The sequence below is a fragment of the Qipengyuania sp. 902 genome (assembly GCF_051195295.1).
In the GTDB taxonomy this organism is placed as follows: domain Bacteria; phylum Pseudomonadota; class Alphaproteobacteria; order Sphingomonadales; family Sphingomonadaceae; genus Qipengyuania.
Window position 1 is genome coordinate 589,824 of the sequence record NZ_JBNJLJ010000002.1, and the last position, 16,008, is coordinate 605,831.

Here is a 16,008-nt window from a genome sequence, read left to right on the forward strand (position 1 = left end):
CCATGGGCGCGCAAAGCAGCGAGACCGCCGATATGGGCGGTCCGCGCGTTCGATCAAGGGTTGCATACACAAGCGCTCGCCGCTCGTCAAAATCGGCTAGACCACCCCGAAGGCGAGCATCGCGTCGGCGACCTTCTCGAACCCGGCGATATTCGCGCCCTTCACGTAATTCACATGGCCGCTGTCGCCCGAGCGACCGCGCTCGACGCATTTGCCGTGGATGTCCTCCATCAGTTCGGTCAGCATGTCGTCCAGCTTCTCGCGGTTCCAGCTGACGCGTTCCGAATTCTGGCTCATCTCGAGGCCCGACACCGCGACGCCGCCAGCATTGGCGGCCTTGCCCGGAGCGTAGAGGATTTCGGCGTCCTGGAAGACCTTCACGCCTTCCATGCATATTGGCGCCTTCGCACACCGCCATGACATCATTGTCCGCCAACGCTTTCGCGTCGCTTTCATCGAGTTCATTCTGGGTCGCGCAGGGCATGGCGATATCGCAATCAACGCTCCATGGTGCCTTGCCCTCGTGGTAGGTCGCGCCGGCATATTCCTCGACATACTCGCTAATCCGCCCGCGGCGCTCGTTCTTGAGTTCCTTGACCCAAGCGATCTTGTCCGCGTCGATGCCGTCGGGATCGTGCACGAAGCCGTCACTGTCCGATAGGGTCAGCACCTTGCCGCCCAGTTCGCAGAGCTTTTCCGCCGCATGCAGTGCAACATTCCCTGCGCCGGAAATCACGGCGCTCTTGCCCTCGATATCCTCATCCGCCTCGCGCAGCATGTCGCGCAAGAAATAGACCGCGCCATAACCGGTCGCCTCGGGCCGGATGATCGAGCCGCCATAGGCAGTGCCCTTGCCGGTCAGCACCCCTTCCCAACGGCCGATGATGCGTTTGTATTGACCGAAGAGATAACCGATCTCGCGGCTGCCGACGCCGATATCGCCCGCCGGGACGTCGGTGTCGGGACCGATGTGGCGATAGAGTTCGGTCATGAAGCTCTGGCAAAAGCGCATGATCTCCGCTTCGCTCTTGCCCTTGGGATTGAAGTTCGATCAACCCTTCCCGCCGCCGAGTGGCAGGCCGGTGAGCGAGTTCTTGAATGTCTGCTCGAAGGCGAGGAACTTGAGTACGCTCTCGTTAACGCTTTCGTGAAATCGCAACCCGCCCTTGTACGGCCCGATCGCGTTGTTGTTCTGGACGCGCCAGCCACGCTCGACCCGGATGTTGTGGTCGTCGTCTTCCCAGCAGACGCGGAAGCTGACGATCCGATCGGGCTCGGCAATGCGGCGCAGGATCTGGGCTTCCTGATATTGGGGCCGATCTTGCACGAAGGGGAAGACATTATGCGCCACTTCGCGAACGGCCTGGATGAATTCGGGCTGCCCTTCTCGAGGCCCTCGATAAAGGTATCGAGATCGACGGCCTGGTGGTTCTTCGATGCCATGGGGTCCTGCTTCGTTGCTCACCCGACTGCGGGCGTTTCGCTATTAACGGAGGCAGGCGGCGGGAGTGCCGGACTTATTCGCTATCCGGCATTTCGGTAGATGCAGTTTCGGCCGTGGCAGTTCCGTCGGCCTCCAGCGCACCGAGATGGTCGCGCAAGCCGGCGAGCTGCTGGCTCATAACACCGTCCACCGCCTGCGATATCTGCGGGATCTCATAACGCATCGGGCCGCCGACGTTATATTCCCACAGCACGCGCGTGCCGCCGTCGATTTCCTTGAGCGTGATGGTAAGGATGCCGGTGGCGGGCTCCCCCTGCAGCGGCCCCAACCCGCCGCGCATGCGGAGAACGCGCAAGGGGTATGCCTGGACCACGGTCGCATGCTGCACGCTGCCGTCGAGCGAGAAGCCATCGTCGCGATCCTCGCCGGGCACGCGTTCGCAGAAGCATCCGCCGGCTTGCGGCTCCAGAGTAAGATTGGCCGCATCGGCAGACCACGTGTGCTCGTCGTTCCACCATTGGCCGGGGCGGGTCAGAGCAAGCCAGGTTTCCATGGGACTAGCGGCGACACTGGCCGTGTCGCGCGTGACGAAACCATCTTCGCTGGTTTCAACGACCTCCGCGGACAAGGGCGCGCTGATCGCCAGTGCCGCCATTGCCAGACTGTGTCGGATCATTTCCCTCTCCCTTCGCGCCATGCTTATGAAAAGCGCAGCGGAATGGAAAGAGCGGATCGGATCAGGGAGTGAGGATCGCGTCGAGCGCGTGGGTGACTTCGCCGATCGAAGCCATCCCGTCGACGCGGCTGACGATCCCGCGGGCTTCGTAGCCCGGCAGGATCGGTGCCGTTTCCTTACGATAAATGCCCATACGGTTGCGCACGGTTTCTTCGTTGTCGTCCGGGCGCCGCTTGAATTCGGTCGAACCGCATTTGTCGCATTTGCCCGGCGTCTCGGGCTGCTTGAAGCTGTCGTGATAGCCCTCGCCGCATTCGGCGCAGGTGAAGCGGCCGGTGATGCGCTTGACCAGCTCGTCTTCGTTGACTTCCAGCTCGATCACATGGTCGAGCTTGCGGCCATGTTTCGCGAGGATTTCGTCGAGCATCTTGGCCTGGGCCTCGGTGCGCGGATAACCGTCGAAGATCGCGCCGGTTTCCGGGCCCATCGCGGTAAGTTCGGCGTCGATCAGCTCACTGACGATCTCGTCGGACACCAGATCGCCACGGTCCATGATCTCCTTGGCCTTGATGCCGACCGGCGTGCCCGCCTTCACCGCACCGCGCAGCATGTCGCCGGTCGAAAGCTGGCGCATGCCATGATGCTCTTCGAGCCGGTGGGCCTGGGTGCCCTTGCCTGCGCCCGGAGGGCCGAGGAGAATGATGTCCATAGTCAGAAAGTTCCCTGTCGCCCGCGCTATGCCTTACCGCAAGCGGCCCTTCAACTTGGCCTTCTTGATGAGGTCGCCATACTGGTGCGCCAGCAGATGCGACTGGATCTGGCTGATCGTGTCCACCGTCACGTTCACGACGATGAGCAGGCTGGTGCCGCCGAGGAACAGCGGGACGCCGGTCTGCGCGATCATGTACTCCGGCACGACGCACACGACCGTCAGGTAGATCGCGCCGATTACGGTGATGCGCGTGAGGACGTAATCGAGATATTCCTCGGTCCGCTTGCCCGGACGGATGCCTGGAATGAAGCCGCCGTTCTTCTTCAGGTTCTCCGACGTCTCTTCCGGATTGAAGACGATGGCGGTGTAGAAGAAGCAGAAGAAGATGATCCCGAGGCCGTACAGCGTCATGTAGAGCGGCTGGCCGTGCTGGAGGTATTGCAGGACGCTCTGCAGCGCGCCGCCGGTCGCCGAATCCGTGTCGACCGAATTGCCGGCGAACTGCGTAATCGTGAGCGGCAGCAGCAATAACGAGCTGGCGAAGATCGGCGGGATCACGCCTGCAGTGTTGAGCTTGAGCGGCAGGTGCGAACGATCGGCCTGCATCATGCCCCGCTGCGTCGCGCGTTTGGGATACTGGATCAGCAAGCGCCGCTGGGCGCGCTCGAAGAAACAGATGCCGAGGATGAGCACGATCACCATAAGGATGAAGCCGACCACAATCCCGGTCGAGATCGAGCCTTCCGAATAGCCCGAACCCATGTTCGAAACGAAGGTCGGGAACTGGGCGACGATGCCTGCCATGATGATCAGCGACACGCCGTTGCCGATGCCGCGGCTAGTGATCTGCTCGCCCAGCCACAGCAGGAACATGGTCCCGCCGACGAGGCTGATGACGGCGCCGATGCGGAACATGTAGCCCGGATCGACGACCGCGGCGATGCCGTTCGACGCGCCGAAACTTTCGAGACCCGCAGCCAAGAACCAGCCCTGGATCGTGCACAGGAACACAGTGCCGTAACGGGTGTACTGGTTGAGCTTCTGCCGACCGACCGTGCCCTCTTTCTTGAGCGCGGCGAGTGCCGGGTGGAGCGCTGCGGCCAATTGTACCACGATCGAGGCGGTGATGTAGGGCATCACGCCGAGCGCGATGAGGCTCATGCGCTCCAGACTGCCGCCGGTAAACATGTTGAACATGTCGAGGATGCCGCCCTGGGCGACATCGGCCAGCTGGTTCAACGCGCGGGCGTTGATGCCCGGGAGCGGAACGAAACTGAGGAAACGGAAAACGATCAGCGCACCGATGGTAAACCAGATGCGGTTCTTCAGCTCGGTGGCTTTCGAGAAATTGGCGAGGCTGAGATTGCTCGCGAGATTATCGGCGCGTGATGCCATTGGTCGATTTCGATCCTAGCTTGTCGCCGGCCCGTCCCGGCGCTGACCGGACAGATAGGGAGCGGGGGCGGGATTGTCGAACCCCGCCCCCGCTTTATCCGATCACTTGGCCTTCTTGGCCTTGTTTGCTTCGGTGCGCGCAGCCTTCTTTTCGGCTTCGGGCTGGGCCTTGGCGATCACTTCGACCGAACCGCCGGCCTTCTCGACCGCTTCGATCGCACCCTTCGAGGCACCGGCGACAACGAACTTGGCCTTGGCCTTCAGTTCGCCCTTGCCGAGCAGGCGGACGCCGTCCTTGCCGCCGCGTGCAAGGCCGGCGGCCTTGAGCGCTGCGTGGTCGATGTCCTTCTTGGCGTCGAGCTTCTTCGCATCGATGAACTTCTGGACCATGCCCAGGTTCACTTCGGCGTAGTCCTTGCCGAACGGATTGTTGAAGCCGCGCTTCGGCAGGCGCATGTGGAGCGGCATCTGACCGCCTTCGAAGCCCTTGATGGCGACGCCCGAACGGCTTTTCTGGCCCTTCTGGCCACGGCCGCCGGTCTTGCCTTTGCCCGAGCCGATGCCGCGACCGACACGGATGCGGTCCTTGCGTGCGCCGGGATTGTCGCGGATTTCGTTCAGCTTGATAGTCATGTGTGCACTCGCTTTCGCTTTCCAGGCCCCATACCGGGGTTCGCGCTGATAAAATGGAAGCGGCCCGCTATCGCAGCAGGCCGCTCCCGTCAAATTGTATCGCCGGAAGGATTACTCGACGATTTCGACCAGATGCGGGATCTTTGCGATCGCGCCGCGCACCTCGGGGGTGTCCTGGCGGGTGACCGTCTTGTGCATCTTGTTCAGCCCGAGACCGATGAGGATCCTGCGCTGTACTTCCGGCCGGCGCAGGGGTGAACCGACCTGCTTCAGCGTGATGGTCTTGTTTTTCGCCATCGATCTTACTCCGCAATAGCGGCGGCGTCGGCTTCAGCCTCGGCCTCCGATGCACCACCCCGGCCCAGAAGGTCGGCGACCTTCTTGCCGCGACGCTGGGCAACCGACTTCGGCGAAGTCTGGTCCTGCAGCGCGTCGAAGGTGGCGCGGATCATGTTGTAGGGGTTCGATGTGCCGACCGACTTGGTCACCACGTCGGCCACGCCGAGGCTCTCGAACACGGCACGCATCGGACCACCGGCGATGATGCCGGTACCCGGAGGCGCAGTGCGGACGGTCACCTTGCCGGCACCGAAACGGCCCTTGCCGTCGTGGTGCAGCGTGCGGCCTTCCTTCAGCGCAACGCGGATCATGTGCTTGCGCGCAGCGGCAGTCGCCTTGCTGATCGCCTCGGGCACTTCGCGGGCCTTGCCCTTGCCGAAGCCGACACGGCCTTGGCCGTCGCCGACCACTACGAGAGCTGCGAAGCCGAAGCGCTTACCGCCCTTGACCGTCTTCGAGACGCGGTTGATGTGAACCAGCTTCTCGATGATGCCGTCGTCTTCTTCCTCGCGGCGTCCGCCACGACGATTGTCGCGCCCACCACGGCCACGGCCACGATCGTTGCCACCGCGATTATCACGACCGCCACGGCCCTGACGCTCGCGCGGCTGACCTTCGGCACCCTGTGCGGGGCTCTGGTTGGCAGCAGCTTCCGACGGGGTATCGGCGACCGCCGGTTCCTCGTTGGTCACCGCGTTCTGCGTTTCCGCTTCGACGACGCCGGCATCGGCCTTGGCCTTCGCGACTTCGGGCGTCTCGGGAACGCCGGGCGCCTGTTCGGGCGTCGCTTCGGTTTCGGGGGTCTTGTTTTCGTCAGCCATCATCAGAACTCCAGCCCGCCTTCGCGGGCGGCGTCGGCCAGCGCCTTGACGCGGCCGTGGAAAAGGAACCCGCCGCGATCGAACACGACGTTGGTGACACCGGCCTTCTTGGCGGCAGCGGCGATGTCGCTACCGACCTGCTTGGCGGCATCGACATTCGCGCCCGAGCCCTTCACGCCGAGCGTCGAGGCAGCAGCGAGCGTCTTGCCCGCGGCATCGTCGATCACTTGCGCGTAAATGTGCTTGCCGGTGCGGTGGACCGAAAGGCGCGGCTTGCCACCGGACACGCTGCGGAGCGCAGTGCGCACGCGGCGGCGGCGGCGTTCAAAGAGAGAGAGCTTTGCCATCTTACTTCTTCTTCCCTTCCTTGCGGAAGATGTACTCGCCGCGGTACTTGATGCCCTTGCCCTTGTAAGGCTCGGGCTTGCGCCAGCGGCGGATTTCGGCGGCAAACTGGCCCACGGCCTGCTTGTCGATGCCGGAAATCTCCACGGTGGTCTGGTCCGGGGTCTTCACTTCGAGACCTTCGGGCACGTCGAGATCGACGTCGTGCGAATAGCCGAGCTGAAGCTTGAGCTTCTTGCCCTGCGCCTGTGCACGGTAGCCGACGCCGGTGATCTCGAGGACCTTGGAAAAGCCTTCGGTAACACCTTCCACCAGGTTGGAAACCAGCGTGCGTTGCATGCCCCAATGGTTGCGGGCGTCGCGAGTGTCGTTGGCCGGCTTGACCGAGATCTCGCCGTCTTCCAGCTTGTACTCGATCAGGTCGGACATGCCCATCGAAAGGGTACCCTTGGGGCCCTTCACACTCAGCGTGTCGCCTTCGATATTGGCAGTGACCCCGCTCGGGATCGCTACCGGCTTCTTGCCGATGCGGCTCATCAGAACACCTCCGCCAGCACTTCGCCGCCGACGTTGTCTGCGCGGGCTTCCGCATCGGAAAGCACGCCCTTCGGCGTCGAGACGATGGTGATGCCGAGGCCGTTGCGCACAACCGGCAGTTCCTTGGAACCCGAGTAGACGCGGCGGCCAGGCTTGGAGACGCGAGCAACATGCTTGATCGCAGGTTCGCCCTCGAAATACTTCAGTTCGATCCGCAGTTGCGGGTGCTTGCCAGAAGCGTCGTCGCTGTAGCCACGGATGTAGCCTTCGCGCTGGAGCACTTCGAGAACGTTTGCACGCAGCTTGCTGGCGGGCGAAAGGACGCTGTCCTTCTTCGCGCGCTGGCCGTTGCGGATGCGGGTGAGCATGTCACCCAGGGGATCGGTCATAGCCATCTGTCTTTACCTCACCAGCTCGACTTGGTCAGGCCCGGAATCAGGCCCTTGTTGCCGAGGTCACGCAGTTCGATGCGGTTCAGGCCGAACTTGCGGTAGTAGCCGCGCGGGCGGCCGGTGGTGGAGCAGCGGTTGCGCACCCGCGTCGGGTTCGCATTGCGCGGGATCTCCGCCATCTTGAGCCGGGCCATCAGGCGCTCGGTCTCGTCGAGGCTTTCGTCGTCCGCGATAGCCTTCAGCTTCGCGTACTTGTCCGCATACTGCTTGACGAGCTTCTTGCGACGCTCGTTCTTGTTGATCGAACTCAGTTTCGCCATTGGACTTAAGTTCCTCTTCTAGCGGCTCACGCCGCCTCCTTCTCTTCCGACTTTTCAGCCGGGAACGGGAAACCGAACAGCTTCAGAAGCTCGCGAGCTTCGTCGTCGGTCTTCGCCGTCGTGGTGACGATGATGTCCATGCCCCGGACCTTCTCGATCTTGTCGTAGGAGATTTCGGGGAAGACGATCTGTTCCTTCAGGCCCATGGCGTAGTTGCCACGGCCGTCGAACGACTTCGGGTTGAGGCCACGGAAGTCGCGGATGCGGGGCATTGCGACAGTGACCAGGCGGTCGAGGAATTCGTACATGCGATCGCGGCGCAGGGTGACCTTCGCACCGATCGGCATGCCTTCACGCAGCTTGAACTGCGCGATCGATTTCTTCGCCTTGGTGATGACCGGCTTCTGGCCGGCAATCAGCGCCATCTCTTCGGCAGCGGTCTGGACCTTCTTCTTGTCCTGGCTCGCCTCGCCCACACCCATGTTGAGCGTGATCTTTTCGAGCTTCGGAACTTCGAGGCGATTCTTGTAACCGAACTTCTCGGTCATCGCCTTGACGATCTGGTCTTCGAACTTCTGCTTCATGCGGGGGGTGTAATCAGCCATCGATGGTCTCCCCACTCTTCACGGCAATACGCACCTTCTTGCCGTCCTTCTCTTCGAAACGGACGCGGGTGGGTTTGCCATCCTTCGGGTCTGCAACAGCAACCTTGCTGATCGGCATCGGCGCTTCGAAACGATCGATACCGCCCTGCGGGTTCTGCTGCGTCGGCTTGCGGTGACGCGCTGCCACGTTGACACCCTCAACGACGATCTTGCCTTCCTTCGGCATGACCTTCGCGACGGTGCCGGTCTTGCCCTTGTCCTTGCCGGACAGGATCACGACGCTGTCACCCTTTTTGATCTTTGCGGAAGCCATTACAGCACCTCCGGAGCTAGGCTGATGATCTTCATAAAGCCGCGGCCGCGCAGTTCGCGGACCACCGGGCCGAAGATACGGGTGCCGATCGGCTCTTCGCTCTTGTTCACGAGCACTGCGGCATTGCTGTCGAAGCGGATCACGCTGCCATCGGGGCGGCGGACGTCCTTCTTCGTACGCACGATGACGGCGCGATGGACATCGCCCTTCTTCACCTTCGTGCGCGGCTGGGCTTCCTTCACGGAAACCACTATCACGTCGCCCACGGACGCAGTGCGGCGCTTCGAGCCGCCCAGTACCTTGATGCACTGGACGCGCTTGGCGCCGCTGTTGTCCGCGACGTCGAGATTGGATTGCATCTGGATCATCGATCCGTTTCCTTCTCACTGGCTTGCCGGGACAGCTGCCCGGCAGTTCCTAATACGTCAGTTGCTGGCGGCTTCGACTTCGAGGTCGGCCTCGACAGCCTGGGTGCCACCTGCCGTCACGCGGTCCTTGACCATCCAGGTCTTGGTCTTCGAGATCGGCTTGGTCTCTTCGATGCGCACGACATCACCGAGCGTGTACTCGTTGTTCTCGTCGTGGGCGTGGTACTTCTTCGAGCGACGGATGATCTTCCCGTAGAGCGGGTGCTTCACCTTGCGCTCGACGAGCACGGTCACGGTCTTGTCGGTCTTGTCGGAGGTGACGGTCCCGATCAGAATACGCTTGGGCATGGTCTACTCCTTACGCCTTCGCTTCAGCCGAGCGCGTACGCTCGTTCTGCAGCGTCTTGATCTTGGCGATCGTGCGACGGACTTCGCGGATGCGCGCCGGGGCTTCGAGCTGGTTCGTCGCAGCCTGGAAGCGCAGGTTGAACTGCTCGCGCTTCAGGTTGGTCAGCTCTTCGGACAGCTGATCGTCCGACTTCTGGCGCAGGTCTTCAGTCTTGGCCATCATTCGCCTCCCAGGTGAGATTCGTCGCCCAGACGGGCAACGACCTTGGTCTTGATCGGCAGCTTCATCGCCGCACGGCTGAACGCTTCGGCCGCCAGCGGGCCGGCAACGCCGTCCAGTTCAAACAGGATGCGGCCCGGCTTCACGCGAGCAGCCCAGTATTCGACCGAACCCTTGCCCTTACCCTGACGGACTTCGGCAGGCTTCTTCGATACCGGCACATCCGGGAAGACGCGGATCCAGAGACGGCCCTGGCGCTTGATGTGGCGCGTGATCGCGCGGCGAGCCGCCTCGATCTGGCGAGCGGTGATGCGCTCGGGCTCCAGCGCCTTCAGGCCATAGGACCCGAAGTTCAGCGTGGTGCCGCCCTTGGCGTTGCCATGGATCTTGCCCTTGAACGCCTTGCGGTACTTGGTTTTCTTCGGTTGCAGCATGGTTCTTTCCTAATCCTGCAATCAGCGCGCCGGACGGACGCCAGAGGTCTGGGCTTCCATCATCAGGCGGTCCTGAGCGGTCGGGTCGTGCGCCAGAATCTCGCCCTTGAAGATCCAGCACTTGATGCCGATGATCCCATAGGCGGTAAGCGCTTCGGCTTCCGCATAGTCGACGTTGGCGCGCAGCGTGTGCAGCGGAACGCGGCCTTCGCGATACCATTCCACACGGGCGATTTCAGCGCCACCGAGACGGCCGCCGCAGACGATCTTGATACCTTCCGCGCCGAGGCGGAGGGCCGACTGCACGGCACGCTTCATGGCGCGGCGGAAAGCGACGCGCCGGATCAGTTGGTCGGCGATGCCCTGGGCGACGAGCTTGGCATCGATTTCCGGCTTGCGGATCTCGACGATGTTCAGCTTCACTTCGCTTTCGGTCATGCGCGAAAGCGTCGTGCGCAGCTTCTCGATGTCCGCGCCCTTCTTGCCGATGATCACACCGGGACGGGCAGCGTAGATCGAGATGCGGCACAACTTGGCCGGACGCTCGATCACCACCTTCGAGATCGCGGCCTGGGCAGCGTTCTCGAGGATGAACTTGCGGATTTCGATGTCCTCGCTGAGCAGCTTGGCATAGTCGCGCCCTTCGGCGTACCAGCGGCTGTCCCAGGTGCGGTTGATCTGCAGGCGCAGACCGATCGGATTGCTCTTCTGGCCCATCTTACGCCTCTTCCTGCTCGCGGACGACGATGCGCAGGCGGCTGAACGGCTTCAGGATGCGCGTCGACTTGCCACGACCGCGCGTATGGAAGCGCTTCATGGTGATCGACTTGCCCACCGAAGCCTCGGCAACGACCAGCGCGTCGACATCGAGGTTGTGATTGTTTTCCGCATTGGCGATCGCCGAAGCGAGCACCTTCGTGGCATCCTTCGCCATGGCCTTCTTGGAGAAGGCGAGGATGTTGAGGGCCTCTTCGGCCTTCTTGCCGCGGATCAGTTCGGCAACGAGGTTGAGCTTCTGGGCCGAACCACGGATCGTGGTACCCACAGCCAGGGCCTCGTTATCGGCGACGCGGCGCGGAGCTTTCTGCTTGCTCATCAGCGCTTACCCTTCTTGTCGGCGGCGTGACCCGGGAAGGTCCGGGTCGGCGCGAATTCGCCGAGCTTGTGGCCGACCATCTCTTCCGAGACGGAGACCGGGATGAACTTGTGACCGTTGTAGACGTTGAACGTCAGGCCGACGAAGTCGGGCAGGATGGTAGAACGACGCGACCAGGTCTTGATCGGCTTCGCATTGCTTACATCCTGAGCTTCCTGAGCCTTCTTTAGAAGGCTGAGTTCGACGAACGGACCTTTCCAGACGGAACGTGCCATGTCCGATTACCTCTTCTTCTTCGCGTGCCGCGAACGGATGATCATCTTGTCCGTCTGCTTGTTCTTGCGGGTACGGGCGCCCTTGGTCGGCTTGCCCCACGGAGTGACCGGGTGACGGCCACCGCTGGTGCGGCCTTCACCGCCGCCGTGCGGGTGGTCGACCGGGTTCTTGGCGACACCGCGCGTCAGCGGCTTGATGCCCATCCAGCGACGACGACCGGCCTTGCCCAGGTTCTGGTTCTGGTTGTCCGGGTTCGACACGGCACCGACAGTGCCCATGCAGTCGGCGCGCAGGTAACGCTGCTCGCCGCTGTTGAGACGGACGATGACCATGCCGCGGTCGCGACCGACCAGCTGGACGTAGGAACCAGCAGCGCGGGCGATCTGGCCACCCTTGCCCGGCTTCATTTCCACGTTGTGGCAAATCGTGCCGACCGGCATCTGGCCGAGCAGCATGGCGTTGCCGGGCTTGGTGTCGGCCTTCTCGGCCGCAATCACCTTGTCGCCGACAGCCAGACGCTGCGGAGCGAGGATATAGGCCAGCTCGCCATCGTCATACTTCACGAGCGCGATGAACGCCGTGCGGTTCGGATCGTATTCGAGCCGCTCGACAGTGCCTTCGACGTCCCACTTGCGACGCTTGAAGTCGACGAAGCGATACTTCTGCTTGTGGCCGCCGGCCATGCCGCGCGAGGTGACGTGACCCTTGTTGTTGCGGCCACCGGTCTTGCGCTTGCCTTCGACGAGCGACTTGACCGGCTTGCCCTTGTACAGGCCCGACTTGTCGACGAGGATCAGGCCGCGACGGCCCGGGCTCGTAGGTTTGTAGTTCTTGAGTGCCATTGTTCCCTAGCCCCTCAGATACCGCTGGTGACGTCGATGGAATCGCCGTCCTTCAGGGTGACCACGGCCTTCTTCAGGTCGTTGCGCTTGTAGGGCTTGCCCTTCCAGCGCTTGGTCTTGCCCTTCACGTTGATCGTGTTGACGCCGGTGACGCTGACATCGAAGATCGCCTCGACGGCTTCCTTGATCTGCGGCTTGGTGGCATCGTTCGCTACCTTGAAGACGACGGCATTGTGCTCGGAAGCCAGCGTCGACTTTTCGGTGATGTGCGGTGCAAGCACGACGTCGTAGTGACGCGCGGCTACTTCCTGCTTCTTAGCCATTGAAACGGCCCTCCAGCTTCTCGACAGCGTCCTTCGTGAGGACGAGAGTGTCGTGCTTCAGGATGTCGTAGACGTTCGCGCCCATGGCCGGCAGGACATTGACGCCCGGCAGGTTGCCGGCGGCCTTCTTGAAGCCGTCGTTCACGCTTTCGCCGTCGATGACGAGGACCTTGCCGGCCCAGCCATTCTTGTCGAAGTGACCCTTGAGCGCCTTGGTCTTGGCGTCCTTAAGCTCGAGGCTGTCGACGACGATCAGGCCGTCCTTCGCCTTGCTCGACAGGGCCATCTTGAGGCCGAGTGCACGGATCTTCTTGTTCAGCGACTGCTCGAAGTCACGCTTGCGCGCGCCGTGAGCCTTGCCGCCGCCGATGAAGATCGGAGCGCCACGATCGCCGTGGCGAGCCGTGCCGCCGCCCTTCTGGCGACCCCACTTCTTGCCGGTGCGGGCAACGTCCGAACGCTCGCGCGTCGGGCGGGCGGTGCCGCGGCGGTTTTCGAGCTGCCACGTCACGACGCGGTGCAGGATGTCGGCACGCGGCTCGACCCCGAACACGTCGTCGTTGAGCTCGATGTCGCCCGACGCCTTGCCGTCGATTTTCTGGACCTTCACCTTCACGGATCAGCCCTCCTTATTCTCGCCGGCGTCCTTGTCGACGCTCGGCGTGGTGCTGTTGTCATCGGCTGCGCCGGTTTCGGCATCCGCACCAGCATCCTGCTGCTGCATCAGCTTTTCCTGCTGCTCGGGCGAAACTTCGGTGCCGACTTCGGACTCGGCCGCGCTTTCGACCAGGCCGGGAGCGGCCTCTTCGTGATCGAACTCTTCGCGGTTGCGATACATCACACCCGGGAACGGCAGTTCGTCATGCTTGACCTTCACTGCATCCTTGACGAGCAGCCAGCCGTTCTTCGCGCCCGGGACCGAGCCCTTAACGAAGAGCAGGCCGCGATCGGCGTCCGTGCGGACGATCTCGAGGTTCTGCTGGGTACGCTGACGGTCGCCCATATGGCCGGCCATCTTCTTGCCCTTGAACACGCGGCCCGGATCCTGGCGGTTACCCGTCGAACCGTGCGAACGGTGCGAGATCGAGACACCGTGGGTGGCGCGCAAGCCCCCGAAGCCCCAGCGCTTCATGGCGCCGGCAAAGCCCTTACCCTGGGTGTGGCCGGTGATGTCGACCTTCTGGCCGGCGATGAAGTGCTCTGCCGAAATGCGGGCACCGACCGGAAGCAGACCTTCCTCGGTGTCGACGCGGAATTCGGCGACTTTCATCTTCAGCGGAACCTCGGCCTTGGCAAAGGCTTCGCGCTGCGGCTTGTTCACGTTCTTCTGCTTGGCTTCGCCCGAACCGACCTGGACCGCGAAATAGCCATCGCGATCGGCAGTACGGTGGGCAGTCACCTGGCAATCTTCCAGCGCGAGAACGGTGACCGGCACGTGCCGACCATCCTCCTGGAAGAGGCGGGTCATCCCGACTTTCTTTGCGATAACGCCTGTGCGCATCGTAAACTCCTAACACAGAGGCACACGGGCCCATCCCGCGTGCTTGCCAGCCCGTTTAATGATGCGTCGCCCCGTCCGGGCTGAGTGCTAACCGTGGCTAAAGCCCTGGAAAGCGAGACGGGGGACGCAGACCCGGATCAAATCCGGCGGTATCCCGATGTCTTGCCAGATCCGAAGATCGGGCGGGGCTATCGAGCGCCCCTGAACTTCCGGTCGTTTTAACGTCCTGCCGGGGACGAGGCCGAGTTAAGCGAGCTTGATCTCGACATTGACACCAGCCGCGAGGTCGAGCTTCATCAGCGCGTCGACGGTCTGGGCGTTGGGCTGCACGATGTCGAGCAGCCGCTTGTAGGTGCGCACCTCGAACTGCTCGCGCGACTTCTTGTCGATGTGCGGGCCGCGGTTCACGGTGAACTTCTCGATGCGCGTCGGCATGGGAATGGGACCACGAATAAGGGCACCCGTACGACGTGCGGTTTCTGCGATTTCGCCAGTTGCCTGGTCGAGAACGCGATGGTCGAACGCCTTGAGGCGAATGCGGATATTCTGAGCTTCCATTACCTACACCGATGCGAAAGAGCCAAAGGGCCGCCTTCATCCGAAAATTTGGGCAACCCTCAAAAAACAAAGGCCGGCCCCGCTATGCCCGGTTTCCCGCAGCGGGCGGCCTTTCTGAATTGGGTTGGCGGAGACGAATCCCTGCCTGTGGGCGCGCATATACGGGGGAGACCCCGACCTGGCAACCCCCGTTTTCGGGGAATTTCCGGCAGAGGCCGGAAGGCCGTGCCGAAGCAGGCGCGGATGCGACTGCGTACCCACAATAAGCGAAGGGCCCGCCCTCCCCAAAGGAAGGACGGGCCCTGCTGTGTCGCTTGCGACTTACTTCTGGATCGAAGCAACCACGCCCGAGCCGACGGTGCGGCCGCCTTCGCGGATTGCGAAGCGCAGACCTTCGTCCATGGCGATCGGAGCGATCAGCTTGACCGAGATGGTCACGTTGTCGCCCGGCATCACCATTTCCGTGCCTTCGGGAAGGATGACTTCGCCGGTGACGTCGGTAGTGCGGAAGTAGAACTGCGGACGGTAGTTCGCGAAGAACGGCGTGTGACGGCCGCCTTCGTCCTTCGACAGGACGTAGACTTCGGCGCTGAACTCGGTGTGCGGCGTAACCGAACCCGGCTTCGCCAGAACCTGGCCACGCTCGACGTCTTCACGGCCCACGCCGCGGATCAGGGCACCGATGTTGTCGCCGGCTTCACCGCGATCGAGCAGCTTGCGGAACATTTCGACGCCGGTGACGGTCGTCTTGCTGGTGTCCTTGATACCGACGATTTCGACTTCGTCGCCAACGTTCACGACGCCGGTTTCAACACGGCCGGTGACAACCGTACCGCGACCCGAGATCGAGAACACGTCTTCGATCGGCATCAGGAAGGGCTTGTCGACCGGACGATCCGGGGTCGGGATGTATTCGTCGACGGCAGCCATCAGTTCCTTGATGCTGTTTTCGCCGATTTCCTCGTCGCGACCTTCGAGAGCGGCGAGAGCCGAACCCTTGATGATCGGAATGTTGTCGCCGTCGAAGTCGTACGAGCTGAGCAGCTCACGGACTTCCAGTTCGACGAGCTCGAGGATTTCCTCATCATCGACCTGGTCGACCTTGTTCATGTAAACGACCAGCTGCGGAACACCGACCTGACGGGCGAGCAGGATGTGCTCACGGGTCTGCGGCATCGGGCCGTCGGCGGCGTTCACGACCAGGATCGCGCCGTCCATCTGGGCGGCACCGGTGATCATGTTCTTAACGTAGTCGGCGTGACCCGGGCAGTCGACGTGCGCATAATGGCGGTTGTCGGTTTCGTATTCGACGTGTGCGGTCGAGATGGTGATGCCGCGCTCACGCTCTTCGGGCGCCTTGTCGATGTTTGCGAAATCGACGGCCGAACCCATGACCTTGGTGATTGCCGCGGTCAGCGTGGTCTTGCCGTGGTCGACGTGACCGATGGTGCCGACGTTAACGTGCGGCTTATTACGCTCGAACTTTTCCTTCGCCATTTTCCAATAACCT

General features: G+C 62.5%; 25 protein-coding genes and 1 pseudogene. All 26 read right to left on the bottom strand.

Features of this window, described 5'->3' with window-relative positions; all coding sequences use genetic code 11:
- Positions 1-96: 96 nt before the first annotated feature.
- The 26 genes and pseudogenes from gdhA to tuf all read right to left on the bottom strand — a co-directional run bounded on the left by gdhA (position 97) and on the right by tuf (position 15,995).
- Positions 97-1,443 (bottom strand): annotated as a pseudogene (gene gdhA / locus ACSH0F_RS07905) (NADP-specific glutamate dehydrogenase).
- A 74-nt stretch (positions 1,444-1,517) separates the two neighbouring features.
- Complete coding sequence (locus ACSH0F_RS07910) at positions 1,518-2,120, bottom strand: SRPBCC family protein (protein WP_435201584.1); 603 nt, start codon at positions 2,118-2,120, stop codon at positions 1,518-1,520.
- Between the two features lie 61 nt (positions 2,121-2,181).
- Positions 2,182-2,829, bottom strand: a complete 648-nt coding sequence (locus ACSH0F_RS07915; protein ID WP_435201586.1) for an adenylate kinase — start codon at positions 2,827-2,829, stop codon at positions 2,182-2,184.
- Between the two features lie 33 nt (positions 2,830-2,862).
- Positions 2,863-4,227 carry a preprotein translocase subunit SecY gene (gene secY, locus ACSH0F_RS07920; protein WP_435201588.1) on the bottom strand — a complete coding sequence of 455 codons (1,365 nt, stop codon included), beginning with the start codon at positions 4,225-4,227 and terminating at the stop codon, positions 2,863-2,865.
- 102 nt (positions 4,228-4,329) lie between these two features.
- Positions 4,330-4,854 (bottom strand): 50S ribosomal protein L15, encoded by a 525-nt coding sequence (gene rplO, locus ACSH0F_RS07925; protein WP_305933505.1) that lies wholly within the window; start codon positions 4,852-4,854, stop codon positions 4,330-4,332.
- Positions 4,855-4,971: 117 nt separating this feature from the next.
- Complete coding sequence (rpmD, locus tag ACSH0F_RS07930; protein WP_435201590.1) at positions 4,972-5,157, bottom strand: 50S ribosomal protein L30; 186 nt, start codon at positions 5,155-5,157, stop codon at positions 4,972-4,974.
- Between the two features lie 5 nt (positions 5,158-5,162).
- Positions 5,163-6,023, bottom strand: coding sequence for a 30S ribosomal protein S5 (gene rpsE / locus ACSH0F_RS07935; protein WP_305932909.1), 861 nt, complete (start codon positions 6,021-6,023; stop codon positions 5,163-5,165).
- The gene (gene rplR, locus ACSH0F_RS07940; RefSeq protein ID WP_278322386.1) at positions 6,023-6,367 is read right to left on the bottom strand and encodes a 50S ribosomal protein L18; all 345 of its coding nucleotides are present in this window, start codon (positions 6,365-6,367) and stop codon (positions 6,023-6,025) included. Before rplR ends, rpsE begins: the two co-directional genes overlap by 1 nt.
- Before the next feature lies 1 nt (position 6,368).
- Positions 6,369-6,902, bottom strand: coding sequence for a 50S ribosomal protein L6 (rplF, locus tag ACSH0F_RS07945; RefSeq protein ID WP_435201593.1), 534 nt, complete (start codon positions 6,900-6,902; stop codon positions 6,369-6,371).
- On the bottom strand, positions 6,902-7,297 hold the full coding sequence (gene rpsH, locus ACSH0F_RS07950; protein ID WP_305932911.1) for a 30S ribosomal protein S8: 396 nt from the start codon (positions 7,295-7,297) through the stop codon (positions 6,902-6,904). Before rpsH ends, rplF begins: the two co-directional genes overlap by 1 nt.
- Before the next feature lie 11 nt (positions 7,298-7,308).
- Positions 7,309-7,614 carry a 30S ribosomal protein S14 gene (rpsN, locus tag ACSH0F_RS07955; RefSeq protein WP_278322383.1) on the bottom strand — a complete coding sequence of 102 codons (306 nt, stop codon included), beginning with the start codon at positions 7,612-7,614 and terminating at the stop codon, positions 7,309-7,311.
- 26 nt (positions 7,615-7,640) lie between these two features.
- Positions 7,641-8,219: a 50S ribosomal protein L5 gene (gene rplE / locus ACSH0F_RS07960; RefSeq protein ID WP_278328299.1), complete on the bottom strand. Its 579-nt coding sequence runs from the start codon at positions 8,217-8,219 to the stop codon at positions 7,641-7,643.
- On the bottom strand, positions 8,212-8,532 hold the full coding sequence (rplX, locus tag ACSH0F_RS07965) for a 50S ribosomal protein L24 (protein ID WP_435201596.1): 321 nt from the start codon (positions 8,530-8,532) through the stop codon (positions 8,212-8,214). The genes rplE and rplX overlap by 8 nt, the downstream gene beginning before the upstream one ends.
- Positions 8,532-8,900, bottom strand: coding sequence for a 50S ribosomal protein L14 (rplN, locus tag ACSH0F_RS07970; protein WP_067464754.1), 369 nt, complete (start codon positions 8,898-8,900; stop codon positions 8,532-8,534). Before rplN ends, rplX begins: the two co-directional genes overlap by 1 nt.
- A gap of 57 nt (positions 8,901-8,957) precedes the next feature.
- Entirely contained in the window at positions 8,958-9,248 is a 291-nt protein-coding gene (gene rpsQ, locus ACSH0F_RS07975) for a 30S ribosomal protein S17 (protein WP_278322380.1), read from the bottom strand.
- 10 nt (positions 9,249-9,258) lie between these two features.
- Complete coding sequence (gene rpmC / locus ACSH0F_RS07980) at positions 9,259-9,468, bottom strand: 50S ribosomal protein L29 (protein WP_278328297.1); 210 nt, start codon at positions 9,466-9,468, stop codon at positions 9,259-9,261.
- Positions 9,468-9,902, bottom strand: a complete 435-nt coding sequence (gene rplP, locus ACSH0F_RS07985) for a 50S ribosomal protein L16 (protein WP_278322378.1) — start codon at positions 9,900-9,902, stop codon at positions 9,468-9,470. Before rplP ends, rpmC begins: the two co-directional genes overlap by 1 nt.
- A gap of 21 nt (positions 9,903-9,923) precedes the next feature.
- On the bottom strand, positions 9,924-10,619 hold the full coding sequence (gene rpsC / locus ACSH0F_RS07990; RefSeq protein WP_435201600.1) for a 30S ribosomal protein S3: 696 nt from the start codon (positions 10,617-10,619) through the stop codon (positions 9,924-9,926).
- A 1-nt stretch (position 10,620) separates the two neighbouring features.
- Positions 10,621-10,998, bottom strand: coding sequence for a 50S ribosomal protein L22 (rplV, locus tag ACSH0F_RS07995; protein ID WP_067690121.1), 378 nt, complete (start codon positions 10,996-10,998; stop codon positions 10,621-10,623).
- Positions 10,998-11,273 carry a 30S ribosomal protein S19 gene (gene rpsS, locus ACSH0F_RS08000; RefSeq protein ID WP_278328295.1) on the bottom strand — a complete coding sequence of 92 codons (276 nt, stop codon included), beginning with the start codon at positions 11,271-11,273 and terminating at the stop codon, positions 10,998-11,000. Before rpsS ends, rplV begins: the two co-directional genes overlap by 1 nt.
- A gap of 6 nt (positions 11,274-11,279) precedes the next feature.
- Entirely contained in the window at positions 11,280-12,116 is an 837-nt protein-coding gene (gene rplB, locus ACSH0F_RS08005; protein ID WP_278322374.1) for a 50S ribosomal protein L2, read from the bottom strand.
- A gap of 14 nt (positions 12,117-12,130) precedes the next feature.
- Positions 12,131-12,439, bottom strand: coding sequence for a 50S ribosomal protein L23 (locus tag ACSH0F_RS08010; RefSeq protein ID WP_278328294.1), 309 nt, complete (start codon positions 12,437-12,439; stop codon positions 12,131-12,133).
- Positions 12,432-13,055, bottom strand: coding sequence for a 50S ribosomal protein L4 (rplD, locus tag ACSH0F_RS08015; RefSeq protein ID WP_435201603.1), 624 nt, complete (start codon positions 13,053-13,055; stop codon positions 12,432-12,434). Before rplD ends, ACSH0F_RS08010 begins: the two co-directional genes overlap by 8 nt.
- Before the next feature lie 3 nt (positions 13,056-13,058).
- Complete coding sequence (gene rplC / locus ACSH0F_RS08020) at positions 13,059-13,940, bottom strand: 50S ribosomal protein L3 (protein ID WP_435201605.1); 882 nt, start codon at positions 13,938-13,940, stop codon at positions 13,059-13,061.
- Between the two features lie 246 nt (positions 13,941-14,186).
- Positions 14,187-14,498 carry a 30S ribosomal protein S10 gene (rpsJ, locus tag ACSH0F_RS08025; RefSeq protein WP_061924928.1) on the bottom strand — a complete coding sequence of 104 codons (312 nt, stop codon included), beginning with the start codon at positions 14,496-14,498 and terminating at the stop codon, positions 14,187-14,189.
- A gap of 321 nt (positions 14,499-14,819) precedes the next feature.
- Positions 14,820-15,995, bottom strand: a complete 1,176-nt coding sequence (tuf, locus tag ACSH0F_RS08030) for an elongation factor Tu (RefSeq protein ID WP_278328290.1) — start codon at positions 15,993-15,995, stop codon at positions 14,820-14,822.
- Positions 15,996-16,008 lie beyond the last annotated feature (13 nt).

Bases quoted from the DNA above. Each gene is read 5' to 3' on its own strand.
- rplB (WP_278322374.1), bottom strand. From the start codon at position 12,116: ATGGCACTCAAGAACTACAAACCTACGAGCCCGGGCCGTCGCGGCCTG.
- rplC (WP_435201605.1), bottom strand. From the start codon at position 13,940: ATGCGCACAGGCGTTATCGCAAAGAAAGTCGGGATGACCCGCCTCTTC.
- rplP (WP_278322378.1), bottom strand. From the start codon at position 9,902: ATGCTGCAACCGAAGAAAACCAAGTACCGCAAGGCGTTCAAGGGCAAG.
- rpsS (WP_278328295.1), bottom strand. From the start codon at position 11,273: ATGGCACGTTCCGTCTGGAAAGGTCCGTTCGTCGAACTCAGCCTTCTA.
- rplN (WP_067464754.1), bottom strand. From the start codon at position 8,900: ATGATCCAGATGCAATCCAATCTCGACGTCGCGGACAACAGCGGCGCC.
- rplX (WP_435201596.1), bottom strand. From the start codon at position 8,532: ATGGCTTCCGCAAAGATCAAAAAGGGTGACAGCGTCGTGATCCTGTCC.
- rplE (WP_278328299.1), bottom strand. From the start codon at position 8,219: ATGGCTGATTACACCCCCCGCATGAAGCAGAAGTTCGAAGACCAGATC.
- rpsN (WP_278322383.1), bottom strand. From the start codon at position 7,614: ATGGCGAAACTGAGTTCGATCAACAAGAACGAGCGTCGCAAGAAGCTC.
- rpsH (WP_305932911.1), bottom strand. From the start codon at position 7,297: ATGGCTATGACCGATCCCCTGGGTGACATGCTCACCCGCATCCGCAAC.
- rpsC (WP_435201600.1), bottom strand. From the start codon at position 10,619: ATGGGCCAGAAGAGCAATCCGATCGGTCTGCGCCTGCAGATCAACCGC.
- secY (WP_435201588.1), bottom strand. From the start codon at position 4,227: ATGGCATCACGCGCCGATAATCTCGCGAGCAATCTCAGCCTCGCCAAT.
- rpsJ (WP_061924928.1), bottom strand. From the start codon at position 14,498: ATGGAAGCTCAGAATATCCGCATTCGCCTCAAGGCGTTCGACCATCGC.
- tuf (WP_278328290.1), bottom strand. From the start codon at position 15,995: ATGGCGAAGGAAAAGTTCGAGCGTAATAAGCCGCACGTTAACGTCGGC.
- rpsQ (WP_278322380.1), bottom strand. From the start codon at position 9,248: ATGCCCAAGCGTATTCTGATCGGGACCGTCACCTCCGACAAGACCGAC.
- rpsE (WP_305932909.1), bottom strand. From the start codon at position 6,023: ATGATGGCTGACGAAAACAAGACCCCCGAAACCGAAGCGACGCCCGAA.
- ACSH0F_RS07910 (WP_435201584.1), bottom strand. From the start codon at position 2,120: ATGATCCGACACAGTCTGGCAATGGCGGCACTGGCGATCAGCGCGCCC.
- ACSH0F_RS07915 (WP_435201586.1), bottom strand. From the start codon at position 2,829: ATGGACATCATTCTCCTCGGCCCTCCGGGCGCAGGCAAGGGCACCCAG.
- rplR (WP_278322386.1), bottom strand. From the start codon at position 6,367: ATGGCAAAGCTCTCTCTCTTTGAACGCCGCCGCCGCCGCGTGCGCACT.
- rplV (WP_067690121.1), bottom strand. From the start codon at position 10,998: ATGAGCAAGCAGAAAGCTCCGCGCCGCGTCGCCGATAACGAGGCCCTG.
- rplF (WP_435201593.1), bottom strand. From the start codon at position 6,902: ATGAGCCGCATCGGCAAGAAGCCGGTAGCGATCCCGAGCGGGGTCACT.
- ACSH0F_RS08010 (WP_278328294.1), bottom strand. From the start codon at position 12,439: ATGGCTAAGAAGCAGGAAGTAGCCGCGCGTCACTACGACGTCGTGCTT.
- rpmD (WP_435201590.1), bottom strand. From the start codon at position 5,157: ATGGCGAAAAACAAGACCATCACGCTGAAGCAGGTCGGTTCACCCCTG.
- rpmC (WP_278328297.1), bottom strand. From the start codon at position 9,468: ATGGCCAAGACTGAAGACCTGCGCCAGAAGTCGGACGATCAGCTGTCC.